Genomic DNA, 22,509 nt, shown 5'->3' on the forward strand with positions numbered 1-22,509 from the left:
ATTTTTACTTTAAGTTCCTTTTTTTACCGTATTTAAAGGAAAAACTCAAAATAATGGGTTACCTTTGACAAAGAATTTATTTCATATACCATTAATAGTAGGATTAGAATAATTATAGTTAAATAATCATATTAATCGAGTAGATAACTTCGGTTGGTATTTTTTATGAAGTCATTAACTATGATCATTCTAAAGATAATACTTAGGAGGAATTTTATATGTCTTTGATCGGAAAAGAAATCCAACCATTTGCAACTTCAGCTTACAATGCCGGAAGCGGAGAATTTATCGACATTACTGAAGAAAACATGAAAGGGAAATGGAGTGTGGTTTGCTTCTACCCAGCAGACTTTACTTTCGTTTGCCCTACGGAACTTGAGGATCTTCAAAAACAATACGCTACGCTAAAAAGTTTAGGTGTTGAAGTATATTCAGTTTCAACGGATACTCACTTCACCCATAAAGCATGGCATGATCATTCAGATGCGATCAGTACAATCGAATACATCATGATTGGTGACCCTTCTCAACGAATTTCCCGCAGCTTTGATGTACTGGACGAAGAAGCAGGTCTGGCACAACGCGGTACATTCATCCTTGATCCTGAAGGCGTTGTACAAGCAGCAGAAATCAATGCGGACGGCATTGGCCGTGATGCAAGTACGCTTGTCGGCAAAATCAAAGCCGCACAATATGTACGCAACAACCCAGGGGAAGTTTGTCCTGCAAAATGGGAAGAAGGCAGCGCAACACTTAAGCCAAGCCTTGACCTTGTAGGTAAAATTTAAGGAGTTCTGATAATGATACTAGATGCAGAAATAAAAGCTCAATTAGAACAATATCTTCAATTATTGGAAGGCGATGTGCTGTTGAAAGCCAGCGCAGGCTCTGCCAACGTCTCCCGTGATATGTTGGCTTTGGTGGATGAATTGTCTTCGATGTCTGCCAAGATTAAAGTCGAACACACGCAGTTGGAAAGAACACCGAGTTTTAGCGTAAACCGTATCGGAGAAGAAACCGGCATCACGTTTGCGGGCATTCCCCTTGGCCATGAATTTACTTCATTGGTCCTTGCTTTATTGCAAGTAAGCGGCCGTGCGCCAAAAGTCGATCAGAAACTGATTGACCAAATCAAAAAAATTGAAGGCACTTACCATTTCGACTCCTACATCAGTTTAAGTTGCCAGAACTGTCCTGAAGTTGTCCAGAGCTTGAACTTAATGAGTGTGCTTAACCCCAACATCTCACATACGATGATTGACGGAGGCGCATTCAAAGAAGAAGTTGAGAGCAAAGACATCATGGCAGTCCCAACTGTCTTCTTAAATGGAGAATCGTTCTCCAGCGGGCGGATGTCATTGGAAGAGTTGCTAGCTAAATTAGGCAGTGCCCCGGACGCGTCCGAATTTGCGGATAAAGAGCCTTATGAAGTTCTTGTTGTCGGCGGCGGACCAGCGGGTGCAAGTGCAGCCATCTATGCTGCACGCAAAGGCATTCGTACGGGCATTGTTGCCGAACGTTTTGGCGGACAAGTGCTGGATACACTCAGCATCGAAAACTTCATTAGCATCAAGCATACTGAAGGGCCGAAGTTTGCCGCGAGCCTTGAAGAGCACGTGAAAGAGTACAACATTGATGTGATGAACCTGCAGCGTGCCAAGCGTTTGGAAAAAAAAGAGTTCATCGAAATTGAACTTGAAAACGGTGCTGTGCTAAAAGGCAAAACCGTCATTCTTTCAACAGGTGCACGTTGGCGCAACGTCGGGGTGCCCGGCGAAGCTGAATTCAAGAACAAAGGGGTCGCTTACTGCCCACATTGTGATGGTCCATTGTTCGCAGGCAAAGACGTAGCCGTAATTGGCGGCGGCAACTCCGGCGTCGAAGCAGCGATCGACCTTGCGGGCATTGTAAACCATGTAACTGTTCTTGAATACAATGCAGAGCTGAAAGCAGATTCAGTCCTTCAGGACCGCCTGCGCAGCCTGCCGAATGCAACAGTCATCACGCATGCACGAACTCAGGAAATCACTGGGACCGATAAAGTGAACGGCATTTCTTATATAGACCTTCAAACAGGGGCTGAAAAGCACTTTGAATTGTCGGGCGTATTTGTCCAAATCGGTCTGGTTCCAAATACAGACTGGTTAGGCGACGTAGTGGAACGCACGAAGTACGGTGAGATCATCATCGACCAACGTGGGGCTACGAACATACCGGGTGTGTTTGCGGCGGGAGACTGCACAAACATTCCATACAAACAAATCATCATTTCAATGGGATCGGGTGCGACAGCATCGTTGAGTGCTTTCGACCACCTCATCAGAAGTGAAGTACCCGTTTTAGTATAAGAAAAGCTCAAAAAAAAACAGGACTGTGGAAGAGATTCAATCTCTTGCCTCAGTCCTGTTTTTTATCGGTATGTGCTTATTTTCCAATGGAGGCTCACTGTTTCGCTTTATGCAGCCGGCCATGGAGCTCGTGCATGTGCTCCGCCAGTTCAGGAACAGGCCCGTCTACCACTGTGTCTTTGATTACTTCTTGAATGGACAGATTCCGCACACGCGACGGAGCAGCGCCCAGTTCGCTTAACCACCCCGCCAATTGCTCGGAAGAACTCGCATAAACGATTCTGCCCAAACCGGCCCAGCCATGAGCCGCTGCACACATCGGACAATGTTCCCCTGACGTATAGACCGTCGCTTCGCTTCTTTCTTCCGGTGCCATATGATTGGCTGCCCAGCGCGCAATCGCAAACTCGGGATGTTGTGTATGATCGCCGCCAGCTACGTGGTTGTGGTCTTCGAATAGCACCTCTCCAGCAGCCGAAACAAGGACAGAACCAAACGGCTCATCGCCCTTTTCTAATGCGGTTTCCGCCAATTCCACACATCGGCGCAAATGTTTTAAATCGGTTTCGCTGATCATTTCCGACTCCTCCTCCGTATGCTTTCCATTCCAGCTATCCTTCAGGACTTGCTGAACGTCTTGGTCCCGCTTGAGTTGTTCTACGATTTAATTGGCAATTCCGATCGATGCATTTTCATATTTATTGTCCTTTAATGCTTTTAAGATGAAGTGGGCAACGTCTGCCCGTGAGATGGACTTTGATTTTTCAGGTACCCCCTCTGCCGCTTCTCTGTAGTTTCCCGAAAACGGTCCATTGGTTAACCCCATCGGCCGGACAATTGTATAGGTTAGTCCATGTGCTTTAATAGAATCAGTTGCAGCCCGGTGATCTGTCAGCGCATTCTTGAGCATGCCCATCATCAATTTCCCGCTTATGCCCGGCAATTCATTATAAATCCCTGCAGAGGCCGTATAAACAATCCGTTTCACGCCATGCTCCTGCATGCCTGTTACGATATTTTTCACCATCTCTTGGAGTTCTGTTGATTTTTTCATGCCCTGGCTCGAACCTAAGCATGATACGACCGCATCATGGCCGGCAATTGCTGCGGAAACTTCCGTTTGGTTGAAGGCATCGCCTTTAACCACGGTTAACTGATCGTGTGCAACTTCCAGCTTTGCCGGTGTCCGAACAAATGCTGTAACCTCAAAGCCATTTTCCACGGCCTGCTTCACGACTTCTTTTCCTACACCGCCAGTAGCACCGAAAACAAGTATTTTCATAACAGTTCACCTTTCTTTCTCAATCATTAGTTAGTATGGTTGTTTCTTCTCCACCTAAAAGTATAGCAATAAATTTCATTTGCTTACGATATATGCTCCGGCGCTGAGAAATCCCTAAAGATATGGAGCAAAACAGCGAAGACGCCTTAGGAAAAACGAAAAAGGATTCCCCACGAAGGAATCCTCACACATTTTTTGCAACAGGAAAGTGTTTGATGTTTTTCTTCCCCCACTCATCCATCATTAAAACGATTGGAATGAGGCTTTCTCCCAAAGCCGTTAACGAATATTCTACCTTAGACGGAACCTCAGCAAAGACTTTCCGATGGACAATCCCATCTTCCTCTAATTCTCTAATTTGAGTAGTCAGTACCTTGTGTGAAATTTTGGGAAGCAATCGTGTAATTTCACTAAAGCGCAACACACCCTCTGTTCCCAAATAGTAAATAATGATGATTTTCCATTTACCGCTGATAATCGATAAGGTCAGTTCTTTTTCGCAATTAAATTCACCGCTCTCAATTTCCCTTTTTATTTCTGACCGCAAATCTTCCATCAGACTGCCCCTTTCTTCCATTTCTTCCTGAAAGTATCCTTTAGGTAACCTTCTCACAAAAAAGTGCGTTCTTCCATTAAAAAGAATTATAATTTAGAATAAATCGAAGATAGAGAATATTTAATATAAATTCTTAAAGTTTTCCCCTTCTATGATGCTGCCCCGGTGTAAAGAGTGAATCTCTATATGTAAAAAATTAGATAGGAGATGACAGAAATGGCAGGAAACAGAGCGGTTGTATACAGAGGTGCTGGAACTGTAGCGGTTGAAGATATTAGCTACCCTGAATTAATCATCAGAGACGGTCCCGGGGTAAATCCGTTGAATGTAGGGCGCAAATGCGAACATGGAGTGGTAGTAAAAGTTGTGACTACGAATATTTGCGGTAGTGACCAACACATGGTGCGTGGCCGGACGACCGCTCCTGAAGGGCTTGTCCTTGGCCATGAAATTACAGGTGAAGTCATTGAAGTCGGCCGTGATGTTGAATTCATTAAAAAAGGCGACCTGGTATCTGTCCCGTTTAATATCGCTTGTGGCCGCTGCCGCAGCTGTAAAGAGCAAGACACACATATTTGCGAGAACGTAAACCCGGATCGTCCTGGGTCTGCTTATGGTTATGTCGACATGGGTGGATGGGTCGGCGGCCAATCGGAATACGTCATGGTCCCTTATGCAGATTTCCAGTTGCTGAAATTTCCGGATAAAGATCAAGCCATGGAAAAAATCCTTGATTTAACGATGCTCTCCGATATCTTCCCGACAGGCTATCACGGCGCTGTGAGTGCAGGTGTAAAACCAGGATCTACGGTTTATGTCGCCGGGGCTGGCCCTGTCGGTTTAGCTGCTGCCCATTCAGCCCAACTGCTGGGTGCCTCTGTCGTTATCGTAGGTGATTTAAACAAGGAGCGCCTTGCACAGGCCCATAGTTTCGGCTGTGAGACTGTAAATCTTCGGGAACATTCAGATCTCGGCGAACAAATCGCTCAAATCCTGGGTGTCCCAGAGGTAGATTGCGCGATTGACTGTGTTGGTTTTGAAGCTAGTGGACATGGAGAAGGTGCCGGTGAAGCTCCAGCTATCGTATTAAACTCCATTATGGAAGTCACTCGTGCAGGCGGACGTCTTGGGATACCGGGGCTCTATGTAACCGGCGATCCAGGCGCGGTCGATGAAGATGCAAAAATCGGAACACTGAAGGTACGCTTAGGACTTGGTTGGGCAAAAGCACATACTTTTGTAACAGGCCAAACTCCGGTCATGAGATACCATCGTAACTTGATGATGTCGATTTTAAGCGGAAAAGCACAAATTGCCAAAGCGGTAAATGCAACGATCATTACATTAGATCAATCACCAGAGGCATACGCTGAATTTGACCAAGGAGCTTCCAAGAAGTTTGTCATTGATCCCCATGGACATTTCAATAAGTAAATTGTTTTCCTATCTGCTTATGGAAAAACAAGGAGGTTAATTCCTTTGGAAAAAATCACTTTGGAACTAGTAAAAGAAATTATTGCTGGCGCTGAAGAAGAAGCAACTAAAATTGGTGTTGCCATGGTTATTTCCGTTGTGGATGATGGCGGCAACCTAATGGCCATTCACCGGATGGATGATGCGTGGTTGGCGAGTATTGATATTTCCCAAAACAAAGCATGGACATCCGTAGCCCTGAAAATGCCTACATCGAACTTAGCCGATGCAACGGTCCCTGCGGCTGAACTTTACGGATTAAATACAACCAACAACGGACGCCTTGTCGTTTTTGGCGGCGGAATCCCTCTTATCTTGAATGGCAAAGTAATGGGAGCAATCGGTGTCAGCGGGAGCAGCGTGCCGCATGATATGCAAGTTGCAGAAGCCGGGGCAAATGTATTTAACAAGCATTAAAATCTCTATACAAAGAAGCGCCAGGAGTACAATCCTGGCGCTTCTTTTATCTTGCAGGGCTGAGCAGGACAAGAGGAACCCCCATCCAAATCAGCCCATCACTTTTTACTGGTATCAGCTAAAAATTCTATCAGCTGATTAAAGGTGTTTTCAGCTTGTGGTGTATCCATAATGAATTGATACTCATGCCCCAATTCAGCTTCTTCCTGTGAATAAAAGACGTCGACAATCTCAACATCATTTTTATTCAATTTATCTGCCAGCTCTAAACCTTGCTCCTCAAATGACCCTGTATTTCCATCAGTGATGAACGTAGGTGGAAAATGGGCCGAAACATGATCAATGACGGAAGCTTGCTTCACTTGATCTGAATCTCCCCAATTTCTCTCGCCGATATAAGCCCACCCGACCCGGTCAAATAGGAAATTGATTAAAAAACTGTCGCTGAGATCTCCAAACTTTGAAACGTCATAGGGTCCACAAAATAAGAGAACACCCGCAATCTTATCCGGTGATACGCTGCCTTCTATTCCAATCAGGTTTGAATATTCTTCTTCTACTTGAACATTTACAAACTGGCTGATGATTTGAGCACCGGCAGAATCCCCCGCAAAGTACAACCGATCCATATCAATGCCATATGCTTGTGCATTTTTTTCGATAAATTGATAAGCTTCCTCCACTTGGTATAAAGGAGTTGGATAGATGGCACTCGGGGCTAATTCGTAATTCATGTTAACGACGATAAAACCTTTGCTGGCAACTTGAACAGCATATTCAGTAATGTCGGACTTGTCGCCACCCAAAAAAGCGCCTCCATGTACCCAAAAGATGACCGGAAGCTTTCCTGAAAATTCCTTGGGCGCGACAATGTCCAGATTTCCTTCTTGATGCGCAGAATCATAGGACAAGTCGTTCTCCACATGAACCAGTTTCTCAATCTCGCCATAATTATGGGGCTTTACTGCAACGCCGCCTTCAAATAACTGTTGAACCAGTATGGCAGTGGGCTTTGGAGAGGCTATAAATACAACTACAAGGAGCAGACATAACGCTAAAATCGCTCCCAATACAATGACCACTATCTTTTTTATCACGTTCACTCTCCGTATCAACTACATTTATAATATCAATTTTACCTCAGTAGATCAGGAGGTTCAATTTAGTATTGAAGAGAGCAAAACTTCTAGATTGATTTTTGATTTTCCTCATCACTATTTATAATGATCAGCCTTCTAATAACTCTCATAAATCCCACTAAAAATTATTCTTATTTATGATAAGGTTCCCCTACAGTCAGTTGATAATGTCACCTGTCTTCTTCGCTGAACTCTCCCGCAATTTTTGCAGTTCGGCAGCTGTCAATGCCGTCCATTCCGTCTCTTCTCCAATAATTCGCAAAGGTTCTTTCGAGCGATACGAACGCGTTAAATTCCCAGGAAATTTTTTGTCCGTCACATTGGGGTCGTTTTCAAATTCACCTGTAGGCTCCACTATATAGACGCGTTCTCTCTCTTCACCTGCTGCCAATGCGGCTGCAAGACCCGCGCCATTGGCATTTGCTGCGAAATAGATGTGGTTCATCTTAAGCCCGTCTTTATAATTTGAATTGCCGCCAGCTGTCAATAAATCACCGACTGCCAGGTCCGCTTTCGTTCCATGATAAAACGGGCCAGTATCAGTTGGCGGGCCTTCAAATGATTTGGCCAATTCAGCATTTCTTTCTGCGTTCTCAAGATCGCCCATTTCTTTATGGCAGTCGGCAATGTTTTTATATAACGCCGGATACGCACTTTTGACATTCTCATCGTTTATTTTCAGTGCACACTGAAGGGACATTTCCATCCATTTCAATTTTTCTGCGAAGCTCTTTTGTAAACGGCCTAAATGATAAGCGGCAATAAATCTTTCATAGTCATCAGCCGCTTCGTTCCAGGCTTGTTGAAAAATCCCGGCTGCTTCTTCTACATTTCCGCTATTCTCCAAGGCCATTCCCTTCATGCAAAGTTTAACAACGGCATTAGCTGGGCTGAATTTTATCTTCATAGAAGTTCCCTCCAAATGAATGATTTGTTGCTCCGTGTCGAAAGAAGGCATCATCATGGCAGGTTCCGTACAGAATCTTTTTACTAATTGGTTATATTATATAATAAAGAAACAGCAGTAATCACGCACCGAAAAGAAGAAATCAGACAAATTGATTGCCCTCATTTAAACCCCAGTTTCTAAAAAAACGGGAGCTCAATGGCCCATTGATTGCACAGCTCGCTTTTAACCTCAATCTGGATATTTTAAAAAATAATTCCTCAGTGAAACCTTTTTTCGTTTTTATTGCCCTAACTATATAGGAGGTATTTGAATGGAACAATTAGTAAGAGCAGCTATTGACGGCCAGCCAGAAGCATTTGAACAGTTAATAGAAACCGAGAAGTCTAAGCTTCTCTCAAAAGCTTACTCCTATGTTGGCAACAGAGAAGACGCATCAGACATTGTACAAGAGACATTGCTGCAAGCTTATAAATCAATTCATCAATTAAAGGAAGCAAAATATTTTTCTACATGGCTCTTCAAAATTTTAATACGGCAATGCTTTGCTTTCCTTCGGCAAAGGAAGCGGACACTTGTGGTGGAAACTGAACTTATACAACAACAGCTGACAGAGCATGGGCAGACTGCTGCCTATGAATTTGTCCATGAGGCACTCTCTTTGCTTCGAAAAGATTATCAAACCGTACTTGTCCTATTTTATTTTTATGATTTTCCGGTACAAGAAATCTCCTCTCTATTAGATAAGCCGCTCAATACGATTAAAATGCATTTGCATCGCGGTCGTAACCAATTAAAAAAGCAGCTTGAACAGCATATGAACACACCAATCACGGAGAAAGAAGTGATCCACATGTTAAAAGAACAACTGGCCAAATCCGCATTGAATTTTGTATCAATTCCTCATGACTATCAACTGTTTGTAGAAGATTATTCGAATGAGCAAGCAAAATTTATATGGGCGACAGATGAATCAGTCAATGAAATTGAAGTGACTCTTGATCGAAACGGAAAATTAATCGAGTTAACCAGACTTCCCTCGACAAATGGAATACTTCTGCCAATAGAGCAGCAGCAAGCTAGTGCAGAACAATTCCTAATTTCGCAATACGCTGAAGCACTCGATTATTTAACGTTATCAAATGTTATTCAAAAAGAGGACGAAACAATATTTTATTTTGATCAATATGTAGGAGGCTATCCTCTTGCGAGCTATACCACAAAAATAACCGTTTCCAAATCCGGTGAAATTATTGGCTTTAAGTATAATGAGTATACGAAAACACCACCGGCATTTCCATCGCAGCTTGCTGGCGAAGGGGCTATTTTACGACAACTATATAAAGCTCCATGGAAATTATCGATGAAATATTTATCAAGCGACATTTATTCTGTTCCAAAGCCGGGCCTGTATCCAGTTTATGAAAGTCCGATTGTCTACCATTCCTTTAATGCCATAAACGGACAGTCTGCATTTGAGCATGAACCGGAAGCACCTGAGACGTTCATCCCCTTTCCAAACACAGAGGCAGTTGAAAAACGGGCGACGATCGAAGAAGTAATCGGCGTGTCGGCGGAGATGGTCAAGCTGCGGCAAGTGGAACTAGATGAACATACACTCGTCTTCGTGTGGCGGAAAAAAGATTGGCAAGCGCCGAAAGATAAAACAATGGAAAGCTTTCTTCTCGAACGTATGGAAGATACAGTAAAAGCAAAAATTGATAAGTATTCCGGGAAGCTAAAAGAATTCATGTGGTTTAAAGAGCGTACAGGAGAGCTTGATCTTTCGTTTGAAGCTTGCCGTGATATTGCCTGTACATTTATTGCAACGTATTTTGAAGAGTACATTCCTTATCTGCAAGTACAAATCGAGAAACCATCTTTCAATGGAGTAAATTGCGCATTTTTCACTTTCCCACTATACCTAGCTCAAGATTTACAAATAGAAGGTGAGCGTTTTTACGTCGGTGTTAACAAAACAACTGGATTTATCGATATATTATGGTCTCCGAAGATTGACGTAGACGAACTTCAATCCTATGAAACTTCAACTATTCAACCATTCGAGGACGTTAAGACCGTCTTACAAAAAATCGAGGCCTTTTTACAGTGGTCTAGAAAGTACAATGAAAATGAACAAAATGAAGTATTAGAATATAAATTGGGGCAACTTGAAACAAGACAACAGATAGTTGGAATAGATGCAGCGACAGGAAGTCTTATCGTCAGTAATATTTAAAAGTTATCGGTAAGTAAACGAGACCAGTCAGCCTTTATAAAAGCAAAAAGGTGCAGTCTTCTCATTAAAAGAAGAATGAACTTTTTTAGTAAACTCTATAAATGAAAAACACCTGCCTCAGACTTCTATGTAAGAAGAAAAAGGCAGGTGTTTACTAAAATCTAATTGTAATATAGGTTCTCAGTTGGATATACCGGATCATTGGTGATGTCGATTCCAAGCTTCTTAAAGGTTTGTTCGTTTTCTCTATTCAATATAACCGTGGAATGAGCTTGGCTGTCTTTTAAATTTGGCAATTGCTTATAAGCCAGCTCAGAAGTAGGATTGGTGACCGCACTGATTGCCAGTGCAATGAGCACTTCATTGGCGCTTAATGTCGGGACGCGGCTATTCAAGTCATCGGTTTTCAACCGTTGAATCGTTTGTAAAATCATCGGCGACAACAAATTAATTTCATCGGAAATATTGGTCAATTTCTTCAACCCATTCAGAATCGCGGCTGCCGAAGCATCCATTAAAGTGGTCGTTCGACCGGTGATTATCTCGCCATTCGGCAGTTCTATCGCAATTACGGCTTGCAAATTCGTGCTGTCAATTTGCGCTTGGATTGCTTTTGCATAATTACGGGCCGGCAATACAGGTACCCGATCCTCTTTCTTTAAACCGGTCTCTTCCAGAATCACTTGCATGTGGCGCACACTGTCTTCATCAGCAAGCCCTTTTTTATAGTCGTTCTCTACGATGAAACTGCGGCGAATGATTTCCTGCTTGGCAGCTTCCTGGACAACCATATCGTCGGTGATGCCCGATTTCAGACGATTAACACCCATATCAGTCGGTGAGCTGTAAACAGACTCTTTGCCGGTAATCCTTTCAATAATCCGTTTGATGACAGGAAACGTCTCAATATCACGATTGTAATTGATCGCAACTTTGCCGTATGCTTCATAATGATAATTGTCAATCATATTTACGTCTTTCAAATCGACGGTAGCCGCTTCATAAGCGATATTTACCGGGTGCTTTAACGGCAAGTTCCAAACCGGAAAAGTCTCAAATTTGGCATAGCCGACTTCATTCCCCAGTTTATTCTCATGATACATTTGGTTAAGGCAGGTGGCGAGCTTTCCGCTGCCCGGGCCAGGGGCCGTTACTACCACGATCGGCTTTGTCGTTTTAATATAAGGATTTGTCGCAAATCCTTCTTCCCCAAGGACCGCGTCCACGTTTGTCGGATAACCTTCGATTTCGCGGTGAATACAGACGCTAATTCCGCTTCTCTCAAGCTTTGTCATAAATACTTTGACTGTTGGTTGCCCTTGATAACGAGTGATCAAGACACTGTTGACAGAAATGCCATATGCCCGATATTCATCAATTAAGCGCAAGACATCTTGGTCATAAGTGATGCCGTAATCTTCACGAACTTTGTTTCGTTCGATGTCTCCAGCGTAGACACAGATGATGATTTCCGCCTTTTCTTTCAGTGTATGCAATAGTTTGATTTTGGCATCTTCATCAAATCCAGGCAAGACACGCTTTGCATGTTTGTCGCCTATCAATTTTCCGCCAAATTCCAAGTAAAGTTTATCGTACTGCTGCACCCGTTCTAGGATGTAGGCTGATTGTTCTTGCAAATATTTCTCCGAATCAAATCCAATTTTTTTCATTAATTTCAGTCCCGCCTTCTATGCTTCAAGCTTTCTCTTAACCCAGTATATAAAAACGCCTTAAGAGAAAATCCCAATAAAAATCCATCCTTTATCATTATAAATTTTTTTAAAAAAAAGTAAATCGATCCAATTGCTTCATTGAGTGGGTTATCCTAATAAGCGCTTTGGCCTTACCAAGGATATTCCACTAAAATAACAGAATTTAAATCAATATTTAGCATATCCAAATGATAAAATCTGTTTCTCTTGGATAGTTTCAATAACTGAATTGTTTTTAGCATTTGGACAAATCATGTATAAGTTAGACTTTATTTATAGGATAAACCTCATTTACTTATGGTACGGTTCACCCTTCATAATCCGGAAAGCCCGATAAACCTGCTCCACTAAAATCAATTTCATCAACTGATGTGGAAAGGTCATTTTCGAAAACGACAGTTTTTCATCCGCACGCTTTAATACTTCATCATGCAGCCCCAACGATCCTCCGATGACAAAGACGATTTTGCTGCGCCCGTAGGTCATGAGTGATTCGATATCTTTTGCCAGCTGCTCGGAAGTCTTCATTTTGCCGTCGATTGCCAATGCAATAACATATGCATCCGGTGCAATCTTCGCCAAAATCCGCTCTGCTTCCTTCTTTTTAACGATTTCCATGTCCGCGTCGCTCAATTGCTCAGGCGCTTTTTCGTCTGCTACTTCTATTTCATTTATCTTTGTATAGCTTCCCAGCCGTTTTGTGTACTCTTCGATACCCGACTTCAAATACTTTTCTTTCAGCTTTCCGACACTGATAATTGAGATATTCACAAGTTATCCCCCTTCACATTAAATTTACAAACAAGTTACGCACAGATGTTATACACATATCCACAGGATTTTCTACATCTTGTGCCGAATTATGCGTTTGCCACAAGATACGTTGCAGTCTCTTCACAGTAGTCGCATTTTGTGGATAACTTTTCTTTTTCAGATAGTTCAGTAAGAATCGGGTATGTTTCAGCCTGCGCCACGAACATGTCTAATGCATGCTCTACATGGTTTTTACAGCAGTTAATCTCCATTTTTTCCACCTCTTTCGATTTCCGAATATTCCACACAGTTATACACATTTCATTCTCTTTTATCCACAACCCATTCTAACAGAAGAAAAGAGCTACGGATAGCGAAGCTTTTCTCCCTCTGTGGATTGTTAATAAAAAATTAACACCGAAAAAGTTATCCACATGTCTTTTTCTTATTTCTCGGAAATTGTATCTTGTAATTCATCTAAAAATAAGCGAATTTAAATAGTATTACACGAAAGTTTATTATATAAGTTGAACTAGAGAACTAGCCTATAAAATCTTTGGCACTATGAACAAAGCTCTCTCTCAGCTCGGCGCTGAGAGAAATCTCTAAAGATATGGAGCAAAACAGCGGAGACGCCTTGGGGATCAAGCGAAGTGCTGAAATCCACTCGGGCGTTTAGGCCGAGTTAGTTCAGCTCGAGCCCCCGGCAAACGGAGCTTTTTTGCGGAATATCGACTATATTGCATTATTACTTCAACTTATAAATCACTTAAAAGATTTATCCAACAAAAAAACCTGTATAGAAGTGTCTACACAGGTTCTCTGTCCTATAAAGCTGAGTTATCGACAAGCTCCAATTCGAATTCCATCAGTTCGCCGTCGCGATAGGCGCTTACTGTCATGGTATCTCCGATTTTTTTCTCATTATACAGATATTGGCGCAATTCGATGATGTCTGTGATGGCTACGCCGTCCATCTCTACAATGACGTCAAACTGCTCCATTCCGGCTTTCTCTGCTGCTGATCCTTCCACTACTGAATTGACCACGACACCTTGTGTGACATCTTCAGGAAGGTTTAACGTATCTTGGCGCTGCGCTTGAGGCACTTGAATCAAATCCATCAGCGTAATGCCCATCGCCGGGCGGATCATTTCTCCATTTTCTTCAATTGAATTGATGACTGGCATTGCCGAATTGATGGGAATCGAAAAGCCGATGCCTTCCACCGCAGACGTTGCGATTTTCATCGAGTTAATCCCGATCAGCTGGCCTGCCAGGTTGATTAAAGCTCCGCCGCTGTTTCCTGGATTGATGGCGGCATCTGTCTGAAGCACTTCAGCCTGCCAATCCTCTTGTCCGTCACCGTTCAAATCGACTGGAACTGCACGATCCGTTCCCGAAACCACACCTGTTGTCACTGAACCTGAAAAATCCAGCCCTAGGGGGTTACCGATTGCAATGACAGTCTCTCCTTGTTTTAAAACATCTGAATCACCGAATTGGGCAACCGCCTGTACTTTGGCTCCATCCATTTCAAGAACGGCCAGATCCGTCCAGATGTCGCTGCCGACCAGCGTAGCTTCCACTTTGGAACCATCCGATAACGTCACTTCGATGCCATTCGCACCATCAATGACGTGATGATTGGTGACTACATGTGCGATGCCGCCTTCATTTTTATAGATGACGCCTGACCCCGTGCCCACTGCCTGCTCCTGTCCAGGTGATTGCGACCAAAAATCTCCGGCTGCCTGCAGATTTGTCACACCTACAACCGTATCCGCCGCAATCTCTACTGCCTCTGTGACATCTGTCGTGATATCCACTGAAACTGTTTCAGAACGTCCTTCGGTTTCCTGTTGGACGATCTGTGTTTCATTGCCATTATCCGGTATCAATTCCGGCATCGAATAAAACAATAACCATACCAATAATGCACCCGCTGCCACTCCCGCAAACCCGGCAGCAAATGCGCCCAAACGGCTTGGCTTCTGCCTGCCATTCGGTGTTTGATTGTAATAGCCCATCGCCTTCATCCTTTCTTTAATTAGTACCTGTTTACCCAGCTTAGCCGCTCATTAAGACTCCTGAAAGCTGTAATTTATATTTACTTTCAGTTTAGAAAGTTGAAGCTGATAAAGCAAGTTGAAGAGCCAGTTTTTACATCGCTGAGCTCGCTTAATGGTAAAGAGTTGATTCTTACATCTTGGTTTAACTCTTAAAAATCCTGTTTTCTATACTTAGATGCTTGGAATGCAGGTGCGCAAACTCTTGCAGATGGTACCGTGACTTCCTGTCGCACCACCTCCTGTATGCCCGAAAGTGAGCACCGGAACGGAGAGCAGCCAGTTTAAGTTCTGAAAATAAAAAAGCTGTTGAACAGCCAACAAAAGGGCGTTTCAACAGCAATAAACTTACACAATGACTAATTTAGTCGGGATGTTGGCATCGGTGTCGAGAAGATTGACGTATTCTCCGACAATGATGCCTTTTGACTGCAGGGTCTGTTCGACGCTCATGCGCGCCAAATCCTTCATGTTGTTGTCTTTGCTCAAATGCGACAAATAGATGCGCGTCGGTTTTTCAGCGAGCACTTCGCTCATTGCCACTGCGGCATCTTCATTGGAAACATGTCCGACATCACTGAGAATGCGGCGTTTGACAGACCATGGATAACGGCCCATCTGCAGCATGCCGACATCGTGGTTGCTTTCAAACACATAGGCATCCGACGCCTGAATAACGCCTTTCATCCGGTCGCTGACATAACCTGTGTCGGTGATCAATGACAGCTTCCGGCCACCTGCATGGAAAACATAGAACATCGGATCCGCCGCGTCATGCGACACTGCAAATGATTCAATGTCCAGTGAACCAAAAGTCTTTACGGTATCCATATCGAAATGAAATCGCTGTTCGACTGGAATCGCTCCGACCAATCCATCCATCGCCGTCCAGGTTTTGGCATTGGCATAAATAGGCACCTTGTGCTTGCGTGCCACGATGCCGAGCCCTTTAATATGGTCGCTGTGTTCATGAGTAACCAGGATGCCATCCAAATCACTCATTTTCTTGCCGATTGCCGCAAACAATTCTTCCATCTTGCGGCCGCTCAATCCGGCATCGACCAAAAAGGAATGTCCTTCATTTTCTATATAAGTGGCATTGCCGCTTGAGCCGCTGGCTAATACACTGAATTGCATAGCAAAATCTCCTTACTCTACTGCCTCTTGTGGTTGATTCAATTCGATGACTCCATCTTTTACCGCATTAACAAAATAATCCTGGCGGCTGCCATCTGAAAGTTCCGCTTCAATATGCCAAGTCGGCACAAACATTTGCCGGCTTTCTGAAACCTGAACATGCATGGAATAACCCAATTCGGTCTTTGTGATGGTCAAGTTAGGTTCCAGCGCATTTTTTTGGTACAGCGTATGGATCGCTGTGATGGCTGACAATAATTTTTTGGATTCCTGATTTTCAATGATATCCGTGAACATGGTTTGTTCGTAGCGGACAACATCGCCATCTTCATTCCAGTAAACCGTGACTTTTCCATATTCACTGAAATAAAGCATGTCATCGTTAAAAATTTGGAAAAAGACTGCTTTATTTTGTTCTTTATCAATTTCCCATAAGCCATAGGAAGTGCCTTTATAGACTTCTTTTTCAAGGAAAGCAATCAACGCTTCAGCGCTTTCCGGTTCTCCTGCCAGAGCAGCCGGCTTTTCAAACGTCACTTGGAGCTGTTTGCCGTCCTGTATATTGACGCGCACATTTTCTTTTGGTGCTTCTTTAGCCGTGAAGGTCTTGATGTCGCCTCGAATATAAGGCATATCCTGAACATTTTCCGGCAAGTTTGAATACGTGATTTTATCGTCCTTTAATTTCTCATCAACTGATGATTCCGGAAGTTCCTCTAAGTTTTCGGCTTCTGTATAGCGATCCAAATACAAGGAATACAAAAAGACGTTTAAAATGGAAAAGACAATAATAAAGATGGTCTTGGTTTTATTCCAATCCAAGCTTACGACCTCCTGTCAATTCACTCGTCAGTTCTGCCCAGGCATCATTCGTTTCGAAATACCAGGCCGGTTCAAACGTAATCAACTTATTTTCTTCACTTTCCGTCAATTTGTAGCCAGGTTTAATATCCGTTATCGCTGACAGATCGGTATCCAGCTGTTTGACAGCATTCAAGGCGTCTTTTCCGGAAGCAATTACCACTGTTCTTTTTTCCGCTTCAGACTCTAATTGATAGGTAGGGCGAAGATAGCTGTACACTTGCTCTTCGCCTGCATCCACTCCCCAGGTAATCTCTAGCCCTGTGGCCGTACTTGTGCTGAAAACAGGCAAATCTTCAATATACAGCTGATACTTAATTTGCTGCTTCAGTGAATTCATATCTTCGTAAAAATATTGATCGGTCCAGCCGCCATGTTCATTGACATATCCAAGTGAATCGAACAGCAGATCTGAAGGGATTGCCGGATCTGAAGTTTCCGCTTTTGGCTGGACATAGCTGATGCTTTTGTTATTTGAGTTTTCCCTCATCAAAGCACCCGAATCATCTGTGTATTCCTGTGTCATGAAATCCGCTGACAATGCCAGCCCTGGACTGTCCAGCAATGATTCGGCAAATCTTGCCGTTGATATTTCATCCAGCAAATAATTCACTCTTGGTTTTTCGACATCGCCTTCCTGCACATAAATCGGCAATGAGCCGATTGCTTCATCCGTGATATATGTTTCGTATTCGGCCGCCTTAGTAACAAATTCCTCTTCGAATTGCTTGAACGCTGCCGGCGGAACAGTCGCTTTATAAATTCTGCCGGATACCGTATTGATAAAATACAGTGCTGGCTGATCATTAGCAGGCGCTTCCCATTCGATGACAATGCGGTTAAAGGAAGATTCGGGAATCGCTACATCCGCAATATTGGTTATCGAATCGAATACCGGAAAAGGAATCGGACCTGGATAATAAATGACCGCTCGCTCGGAACTGTGCATATAGGATTCAACAGCATCAGGAGTCGCTTCTTCCTGAACAAGCCTTATATCCCGGATTTCCCAAAGCTGCACCGCGTCCAATATTGCCTCGATACTACTTTGTTCATCAGTTCCTGTAACAGTCTCTTCGCTATGGAACAGCACCTTTACCGGGCGGACAACTTCTTCCGTGTTCTTGATTTCTGCTATCGGCTCTTCAACGATGGCTGAAGGCGCGATGGTTTCGTGGGTAGGGGTGAACGTCCAGATTGTAAAGGTCAATGCCAGACTGAGCAGGATCAGCAAAAACAATGCTATCGACTTAATTTGCTCTACGTATTTCAATCCCACTCACCTCCATCGTCGTCCATTTCGAAAGGCAATGTAAAGAAAATAGTCGTTCCTTTTCCATACTTGCTTTCTGCCCAAATGACGCCGCCATGAGCGTTAATCATCTCTTTTGAAATGGCCAATCCTAAACCTGTTCCCCCCATTTCGCGGGAACGCGCGCGGTCTACGCGATAAAAGCGGTCGAAAATGCGATCGACATTTTCTTTTGGAATGCCCATTCCTTCATCACTGATCTGAATCAGCAGGAATCCTTCTTCCACGGTCATGCCAAAACGGACTTTTCCGCCTTCCGGCGAATATTTCAAGGCATTGGAAATGATATTATCAATCACCTGCGTCAATTTATCAGGATCGATTTCCACAAAGTACTGCTCTTTCGGCAACTGCCGTTCAAAGCGGACTTTATGGGATTTCGACATTTCGAAACGGTCAATGATGCGATTGAAGAAGACATTGAACTCAACCATTTCTTTGCTCAATTCCGTGTCACTGGAATCCATTTTCGATAATTTCAGCAGATCATTAACGAGCCGGATCATCCGTTCCGTCTCTGTTTGCGTGACATTCAGGAAGTTTGGTGCCAGGTTCGGATCTTGCCAAGCCCCATCCGCCAATGCCTCTAAATAACTGCGCATGGTCGTCAAAGGGGTCCGCAATTCATGCGAGACATTGGCCACAAATTCACGGCGTTCCATATCGATTTTTTCCTGCTCTGTATTGTCATGCAGGACTGCAATCAGCCCATTGACAAAACCTGTTTCTTTTTGGATGACTGAAAACGTCGTCCGCAGTAAAGTACTTTGCTCATATGAACTGAAATCGAGCGTCAGTGCCTCTTTCATATCAATCAAATCTTCAAAAGTATATTCCTCTTCCAGTCCCAATATGCTGGTTACCGGACGGTTAATCACCGTTTCACGTGAAACATTCAGCAGTTGCAGAGCGGGATCGTTAATCAGGATAATGCGGCCTCTTCGATCCGTCGACAAAACGCCATCGGTCATATTGGAAAGGACAGATGCCAGCTTGCGGCGTTCACTTTCAGTCGACTGCTGGGATTCCTGCAGCCGGTTCGTCAAGTGGTTGAAGGCACGGGCAAGCTGCCCGATTTCATCATCGCTGTAAACGCGCACTTTGCGTGAGAAATTCCCTTTAGCCATTGCCTGCGCTTGTCTCCGCATATCTGCAATCGGGCGTGAAATGGTTTGGGCAACCAGAATCCCCAAAATCGCCGTGATCACCAGAGAAATCGCGGTGCCGACGGCCAAAATGGAGTTGATGTCGTCCATTTGGTCGTAGACATTCTCAATTTCCGCCACGACGTATAACGTTCCCAATACTTCCCCGCCAGCTGCAATGATTGGCTGCGTCCGCACCCATATGCGTTCTTCACTTTCTTCATCCACATACGTTTGCTCCAGCTCTGTTTCTCCGATGATGGAACGCCGGACGAGATCATTTGTGGAACGTTGGCCAACGGATGACTGGTTTTCGATAACTGACGACGCCAGAATGCTGTAGCGTGTATTGACGACGCGTATTTCAATGATGTCGTCCGACTGGAAACCATATAATACGGTCCGCAATGTCTGCTCGAGAGTCAGGTCTTCCTCCGTGCGCTCTTTGATCATTTCTTCCCGGACACTGAATTCAATAATTTCCATACGGTCTCTAATGGAGCTTTCAAAGTTCCCTTTCAGGGTTTCTTCAAGCTGCTGGGCAAAATAAAGTCCGATGATCTGCATCGCCAGCAAAATCAACAGAATATAGATTAATACAAACTTCACATGTATCGATTTTAAAAAATTCACTTTAGACATTAACTCGACCTACTCCTGTTCAGGGTTTCGCAAATAATAGCCCACGCCGCGGCGTGTCACGATCCACGCCGGATGGCTTGGGTTGTCTTCGATTTTTTCACGCAAGCGACGGATTGTGACATCCACTGTCCGAACGTCCCCGAAATAATCATAGCCCCATACAGTCTGCAGTAAATGCTCCCGCGTCATTACCTGGCCGATATGTTTTCCGAGGTAATGGAGCAGCTCGAATTCACGGTGGGTCAATTCAATGGTTTCATCACGCTTCAGGACCAAATAGGCATCCGGCTGAATCGTCAATGAACCGACCTGAATATCGTTTGAATTCTGTCCTTCTTCTTCAGCAGGCGCAATGTTTTGGCGGCGCAAGTTTGCTTTTACACGCGCAATCAATTCACGGGTTGAAAAAGGCTTTGTGACATAATCGTCTGCCCCCAATTCCAAGCCGAGAACTTTATCGATTTCCGAGTCTTTCGCCGTCAGCATGATAATCGGGAAATCGAATTTCTTACGGATTTCTCGGCACACTTCCATACCATCACGGTTCGGCAGCATGATATCCAACAACATCAGATCCGGCTGAATTTCACCGGCAATCTTAATCGCTTCATCTCCATCGTAAGCACATACCACATTGAAGCCTTCTTTTTTTAAGTTAAACTGCAGAATATCTGCAATCGGTTTCTCATCGTCTACAACCAAAATGGTTTTACTCATCATTTTTCTCCCCTTTTTCTTCCCGCTTACACCCTATTTTGACAGCCGTTGCACATTCTTTACTACCCTATACTTTATCATTGTTTAGGGCATTTCGCACCTATCAGCGGCTAAGCCCCTGATCGGATCAGGTAGGCATGGCGTAAGCACCAAAGAAAAAACCGGCCATTTTCATGGCACGGCCTGGAACTTTATGAAGAGATGTAGTTTAACGGATTCTGCGTAACTCCGTTCAATGATATTTCCAGATGCAGATGAAGCCCCGTTGAACGCCCTGTACTGCCCATATTCCCAAGCTTGGTGCCTTTCGGGACCTTATCTCCCACCCTTACATCAATGGAAGACAGATGAGCGTAAATGGTTTCATAGCCGTTTTGATGATCGACTACTACACGGTTTCCGAAAGTGCCTGCAGCTCCTGCTGCTTTGACAATGCCATGATCGGCAGATTTAATCGTCAATTCATCCGGTTGGGCGATGTCGATGCCGTTATGCATTCTTCCCCAGCGCTGCCCGCGCCCACTTGAAATATAACCGCCTTCAGCAGGCCATGCAAACTCTCCGGTTCCGACAGTTGGAAGTTCTTTAGTGCCTTTCAGCACAATTTCCTCTACCGGCTCCTTGAGGACTTCTTCTTCCCCTGCCACGCGCTCCAGCTGTTTGCCGTTTTCTTCACGTATTGTATAACTGACCATTTTTTCGCCTTGTTGCCCTTTTTGTTCCACTTTCGTTTCGCCAATCAATAACGTCGAATCCTCTTTTTCAACGACTTTGTAATCGACGGCTTGTTTTTCGTTCTGTTGTTTTGTCACCATAACTTTTACCTTAGCTTTGTCCAACAGGAAAGCAGCCGCCTGTTCGGCAGTCAAGACTTTTGCCGGGTCAACCTGCCGGGTCACTCCTGAGATTTTATGGCTGATGGCCAGATCAGCTATCTGTGTTTCTCCTGCCTCCACTTCCCGCAAGTTTTCTGCAGCAGCCTGTTGATCTTCCCAGATTTTCAATTCTTCTTCAGAAACGGCTGCCAGCTTCAAAAGCTGAACCGTTTCTTCATAAGCTGCCCGATCCTTCAGATAAACCGTCAGTTCATCATTAAGAGCCAGTGCAAACGACGATGCTTTGATCTCCAATTGTCCATCCAGCCGGTCCAGCACTTCTTCCTCGTCAGCTTCATTGGGTGAAAAACTCTGTTCGGTCACCACTTTGAAGTCCTCGCTCGGCTGCAGTTTCAAATTCTTGAATTGCTGGTCCACTTCCACCAGCTTTTCTTCGATCAGCTCTTCAACCGGATCCTCTTGTGAAACCGCTCCAATGTAGTTTCCGTTGCTGTATAAATGATGGATTGTTTCCAGCTCTTTTGGTGCATCTTTCGCAAATATGGTATTCGCGCCAATCACGGACACCAACAGCACCGCTGCAGCTCCTACTTTCAATTGGCTCGCCTTGTTGTTTTTTAGTCTGTATTTCATTTCCTATGTAACTCCTTCATTTCTTCAAATGCCGTTTTACTGCAGCCATTCTGCAATCTCGTTTTTTCCTTCCCAACTTTAGCACATCCAAACACCTGAAAAGCAGATTCTTAGCGCTCGTAATGGAAACGTATCATTTCATCCACTTATAGTTATTAATTGGATTTATTTTGCTTTACAGCAAAATACCTGAGAGAAATCACTGGGAAATAAACGCACATTCCTCCCTCCTTCAACTGCCGTCCTCTTTTTTCTCGTCATACTTGTCACATTTCTCTGTTTCCCCCTTTTTCATTTGTGGCGAAAATGTTAAAAGCCCAGTAAACGCAAA

Annotated in this window: 20 protein-coding genes; 5 read left to right on the forward strand and 15 right to left on the reverse strand. The window is 44.0% G+C overall.

From position 1 onward, the window contains the following. Window positions 1-218 precede the first annotated feature (218 nt). Window positions 219-788, forward strand: coding sequence for an alkyl hydroperoxide reductase subunit C (ahpC, locus tag IRE19_RS10645; RefSeq protein ID WP_191714563.1), 570 nt, complete (start codon window positions 219-221; stop codon window positions 786-788). Between the two features lie 12 nt (window positions 789-800). Then, the gene (gene ahpF, locus IRE19_RS10650; protein WP_203340372.1) at window positions 801-2,348 is read left to right on the forward strand and encodes an alkyl hydroperoxide reductase subunit F; all 1,548 of its coding nucleotides are present in this window, start codon (window positions 801-803) and stop codon (window positions 2,346-2,348) included. Between the two features lie 94 nt (window positions 2,349-2,442). On the opposite strand, the gene IRE19_RS10655 is transcribed toward ahpF, so the two are convergent. The 3 genes from IRE19_RS10655 to IRE19_RS10665 all read right to left on the reverse strand — a co-directional run bounded on the left by IRE19_RS10655 (window position 2,443) and on the right by IRE19_RS10665 (window position 4,186). After that, window positions 2,443-2,925 (reverse strand): nucleoside deaminase, encoded by a 483-nt coding sequence (locus tag IRE19_RS10655; protein ID WP_203340373.1) that lies wholly within the window; start codon window positions 2,923-2,925, stop codon window positions 2,443-2,445. An 87-nt stretch (window positions 2,926-3,012) separates the two neighbouring features. Next, window positions 3,013-3,630, reverse strand: coding sequence for an NAD(P)-dependent oxidoreductase (locus IRE19_RS10660; RefSeq protein ID WP_203340374.1), 618 nt, complete (start codon window positions 3,628-3,630; stop codon window positions 3,013-3,015). Between the two features lie 184 nt (window positions 3,631-3,814). After that, the gene (locus IRE19_RS10665) at window positions 3,815-4,186 is read right to left on the reverse strand and encodes a winged helix-turn-helix transcriptional regulator (protein ID WP_191714559.1); all 372 of its coding nucleotides are present in this window, start codon (window positions 4,184-4,186) and stop codon (window positions 3,815-3,817) included. Between the two features lie 216 nt (window positions 4,187-4,402). Between IRE19_RS10665 and fdhA the strand changes: the two genes are divergently transcribed. Then, on the forward strand, window positions 4,403-5,620 hold the full coding sequence (gene fdhA / locus IRE19_RS10670; RefSeq protein WP_203340375.1) for a formaldehyde dehydrogenase, glutathione-independent: 1,218 nt from the start codon (window positions 4,403-4,405) through the stop codon (window positions 5,618-5,620). A 45-nt stretch (window positions 5,621-5,665) separates the two neighbouring features. Further along, window positions 5,666-6,076, forward strand: coding sequence for a GlcG/HbpS family heme-binding protein (locus IRE19_RS10675; RefSeq protein WP_203340376.1), 411 nt, complete (start codon window positions 5,666-5,668; stop codon window positions 6,074-6,076). A gap of 98 nt (window positions 6,077-6,174) precedes the next feature. Here IRE19_RS10675 and IRE19_RS10680 read toward each other — a convergent pair whose 3' ends face one another. Both IRE19_RS10680 and arr read right to left on the reverse strand, forming a co-directional pair. Next, window positions 6,175-7,173 carry an alpha/beta hydrolase fold domain-containing protein gene (locus tag IRE19_RS10680; protein ID WP_203340377.1) on the reverse strand — a complete coding sequence of 333 codons (999 nt, stop codon included), beginning with the start codon at window positions 7,171-7,173 and terminating at the stop codon, window positions 6,175-6,177. A 199-nt stretch (window positions 7,174-7,372) separates the two neighbouring features. Then, window positions 7,373-7,786 (reverse strand): NAD(+)--rifampin ADP-ribosyltransferase, encoded by a 414-nt coding sequence (gene arr / locus IRE19_RS18425; RefSeq protein ID WP_238943192.1) that lies wholly within the window; start codon window positions 7,784-7,786, stop codon window positions 7,373-7,375. A 649-nt stretch (window positions 7,787-8,435) separates the two neighbouring features. On the opposite strand from arr, the gene IRE19_RS10690 reads away from it, so the two are divergent. Continuing rightward, window positions 8,436-10,361 (forward strand): sigma-70 family RNA polymerase sigma factor, encoded by a 1,926-nt coding sequence (locus IRE19_RS10690; protein ID WP_203340379.1) that lies wholly within the window; start codon window positions 8,436-8,438, stop codon window positions 10,359-10,361. 161 nt (window positions 10,362-10,522) lie between these two features. Here IRE19_RS10690 and IRE19_RS10695 read toward each other — a convergent pair whose 3' ends face one another. The 10 genes from IRE19_RS10695 to IRE19_RS10740 form a co-directional block, all read right to left on the reverse strand. Next, the gene (locus IRE19_RS10695) at window positions 10,523-12,031 is read right to left on the reverse strand and encodes a DUF1846 domain-containing protein (RefSeq protein ID WP_191714556.1); all 1,509 of its coding nucleotides are present in this window, start codon (window positions 12,029-12,031) and stop codon (window positions 10,523-10,525) included. Between the two features lie 333 nt (window positions 12,032-12,364). After that, window positions 12,365-12,844, reverse strand: a complete 480-nt coding sequence (rlmH, locus tag IRE19_RS10700; protein WP_191714555.1) for a 23S rRNA (pseudouridine(1915)-N(3))-methyltransferase RlmH — start codon at window positions 12,842-12,844, stop codon at window positions 12,365-12,367. Between the two features lie 89 nt (window positions 12,845-12,933). Further along, window positions 12,934-13,146, reverse strand: a complete 213-nt coding sequence (locus IRE19_RS10705; protein ID WP_349291269.1) for a CxxH/CxxC protein — start codon at window positions 13,144-13,146, stop codon at window positions 12,934-12,936. A 507-nt stretch (window positions 13,147-13,653) separates the two neighbouring features. Beyond that, a complete protein-coding gene (locus IRE19_RS10710) occupies window positions 13,654-14,856 on the reverse strand; it encodes a S1C family serine protease (protein ID WP_203340381.1) in 1,203 nt (400 codons plus the stop codon). Window positions 14,857-15,243: 387 nt separating this feature from the next. Continuing rightward, window positions 15,244-16,032: an MBL fold metallo-hydrolase gene (locus tag IRE19_RS10715; RefSeq protein WP_191714552.1), complete on the reverse strand. Its 789-nt coding sequence runs from the start codon at window positions 16,030-16,032 to the stop codon at window positions 15,244-15,246. 12 nt (window positions 16,033-16,044) lie between these two features. Beyond that, the gene (locus tag IRE19_RS10720) at window positions 16,045-16,854 is read right to left on the reverse strand and encodes a two-component system regulatory protein YycI (RefSeq protein ID WP_203340382.1); all 810 of its coding nucleotides are present in this window, start codon (window positions 16,852-16,854) and stop codon (window positions 16,045-16,047) included. After that, window positions 16,841-18,172, reverse strand: coding sequence for a YycH family regulatory protein (locus tag IRE19_RS10725; RefSeq protein WP_349291270.1), 1,332 nt, complete (start codon window positions 18,170-18,172; stop codon window positions 16,841-16,843). Before IRE19_RS10725 ends, IRE19_RS10720 begins: the two co-directional genes overlap by 14 nt. Continuing rightward, window positions 18,163-19,992, reverse strand: coding sequence for a cell wall metabolism sensor histidine kinase WalK (walK, locus tag IRE19_RS10730; protein WP_191714549.1), 1,830 nt, complete (start codon window positions 19,990-19,992; stop codon window positions 18,163-18,165). Before walK ends, IRE19_RS10725 begins: the two co-directional genes overlap by 10 nt. A gap of 9 nt (window positions 19,993-20,001) precedes the next feature. Then, the gene (gene yycF, locus IRE19_RS10735; RefSeq protein WP_191714548.1) at window positions 20,002-20,709 is read right to left on the reverse strand and encodes a response regulator YycF; all 708 of its coding nucleotides are present in this window, start codon (window positions 20,707-20,709) and stop codon (window positions 20,002-20,004) included. A 191-nt stretch (window positions 20,710-20,900) separates the two neighbouring features. Continuing rightward, window positions 20,901-22,178 carry a peptidoglycan DD-metalloendopeptidase family protein gene (locus tag IRE19_RS10740; protein ID WP_203340384.1) on the reverse strand — a complete coding sequence of 426 codons (1,278 nt, stop codon included), beginning with the start codon at window positions 22,176-22,178 and terminating at the stop codon, window positions 20,901-20,903. Window positions 22,179-22,509 lie beyond the last annotated feature (331 nt).

The organism is Planococcus beijingensis (assembly GCF_016820615.1).
Taxonomy (GTDB): domain Bacteria; phylum Bacillota; class Bacilli; order Bacillales_A; family Planococcaceae; genus Planococcus; species Planococcus notacanthi.

What these genes read in the sequence shown, in the direction of transcription:
- ahpC (WP_191714563.1), top strand. Translation starts at nt 219, where the DNA reads ATGTCTTTGATCGGAAAAGAAATCCAACCATTTGCAACTTCAGCTTAC.
- ahpF (WP_203340372.1), top strand. Translation starts at nt 801, where the DNA reads ATGATACTAGATGCAGAAATAAAAGCTCAATTAGAACAATATCTTCAA.
- IRE19_RS10655 (WP_203340373.1), bottom strand. Translation starts at nt 2,925, where the DNA reads ATGATCAGCGAAACCGATTTAAAACATTTGCGCCGATGTGTGGAATTG.
- IRE19_RS10660 (WP_203340374.1), bottom strand. Translation starts at nt 3,630, where the DNA reads ATGAAAATACTTGTTTTCGGTGCTACTGGCGGTGTAGGAAAAGAAGTC.
- IRE19_RS10665 (WP_191714559.1), bottom strand. Translation starts at nt 4,186, where the DNA reads ATGGAAGATTTGCGGTCAGAAATAAAAAGGGAAATTGAGAGCGGTGAA.
- fdhA (WP_203340375.1), top strand. Translation starts at nt 4,403, where the DNA reads ATGGCAGGAAACAGAGCGGTTGTATACAGAGGTGCTGGAACTGTAGCG.
- IRE19_RS10690 (WP_203340379.1), top strand. Translation starts at nt 8,436, where the DNA reads ATGGAACAATTAGTAAGAGCAGCTATTGACGGCCAGCCAGAAGCATTT.
- IRE19_RS10695 (WP_191714556.1), bottom strand. Translation starts at nt 12,031, where the DNA reads ATGAAAAAAATTGGATTTGATTCGGAGAAATATTTGCAAGAACAATCA.
- IRE19_RS10705 (WP_349291269.1), bottom strand. Translation starts at nt 13,146, where the DNA reads ATGTGTATAACTGTGTGGAATATTCGGAAATCGAAAGAGGTGGAAAAA.
- IRE19_RS10710 (WP_203340381.1), bottom strand. Translation starts at nt 14,856, where the DNA reads ATGGGCTATTACAATCAAACACCGAATGGCAGGCAGAAGCCAAGCCGT.
- IRE19_RS10715 (WP_191714552.1), bottom strand. Translation starts at nt 16,032, where the DNA reads ATGCAATTCAGTGTATTAGCCAGCGGCTCAAGCGGCAATGCCACTTAT.
- walK (WP_191714549.1), bottom strand. Translation starts at nt 19,992, where the DNA reads ATGTCTAAAGTGAATTTTTTAAAATCGATACATGTGAAGTTTGTATTA.
- yycF (WP_191714548.1), bottom strand. Translation starts at nt 20,709, where the DNA reads ATGAGTAAAACCATTTTGGTTGTAGACGATGAGAAACCGATTGCAGAT.
- IRE19_RS10740 (WP_203340384.1), bottom strand. Translation starts at nt 22,178, where the DNA reads ATGAAATACAGACTAAAAAACAACAAGGCGAGCCAATTGAAAGTAGGA.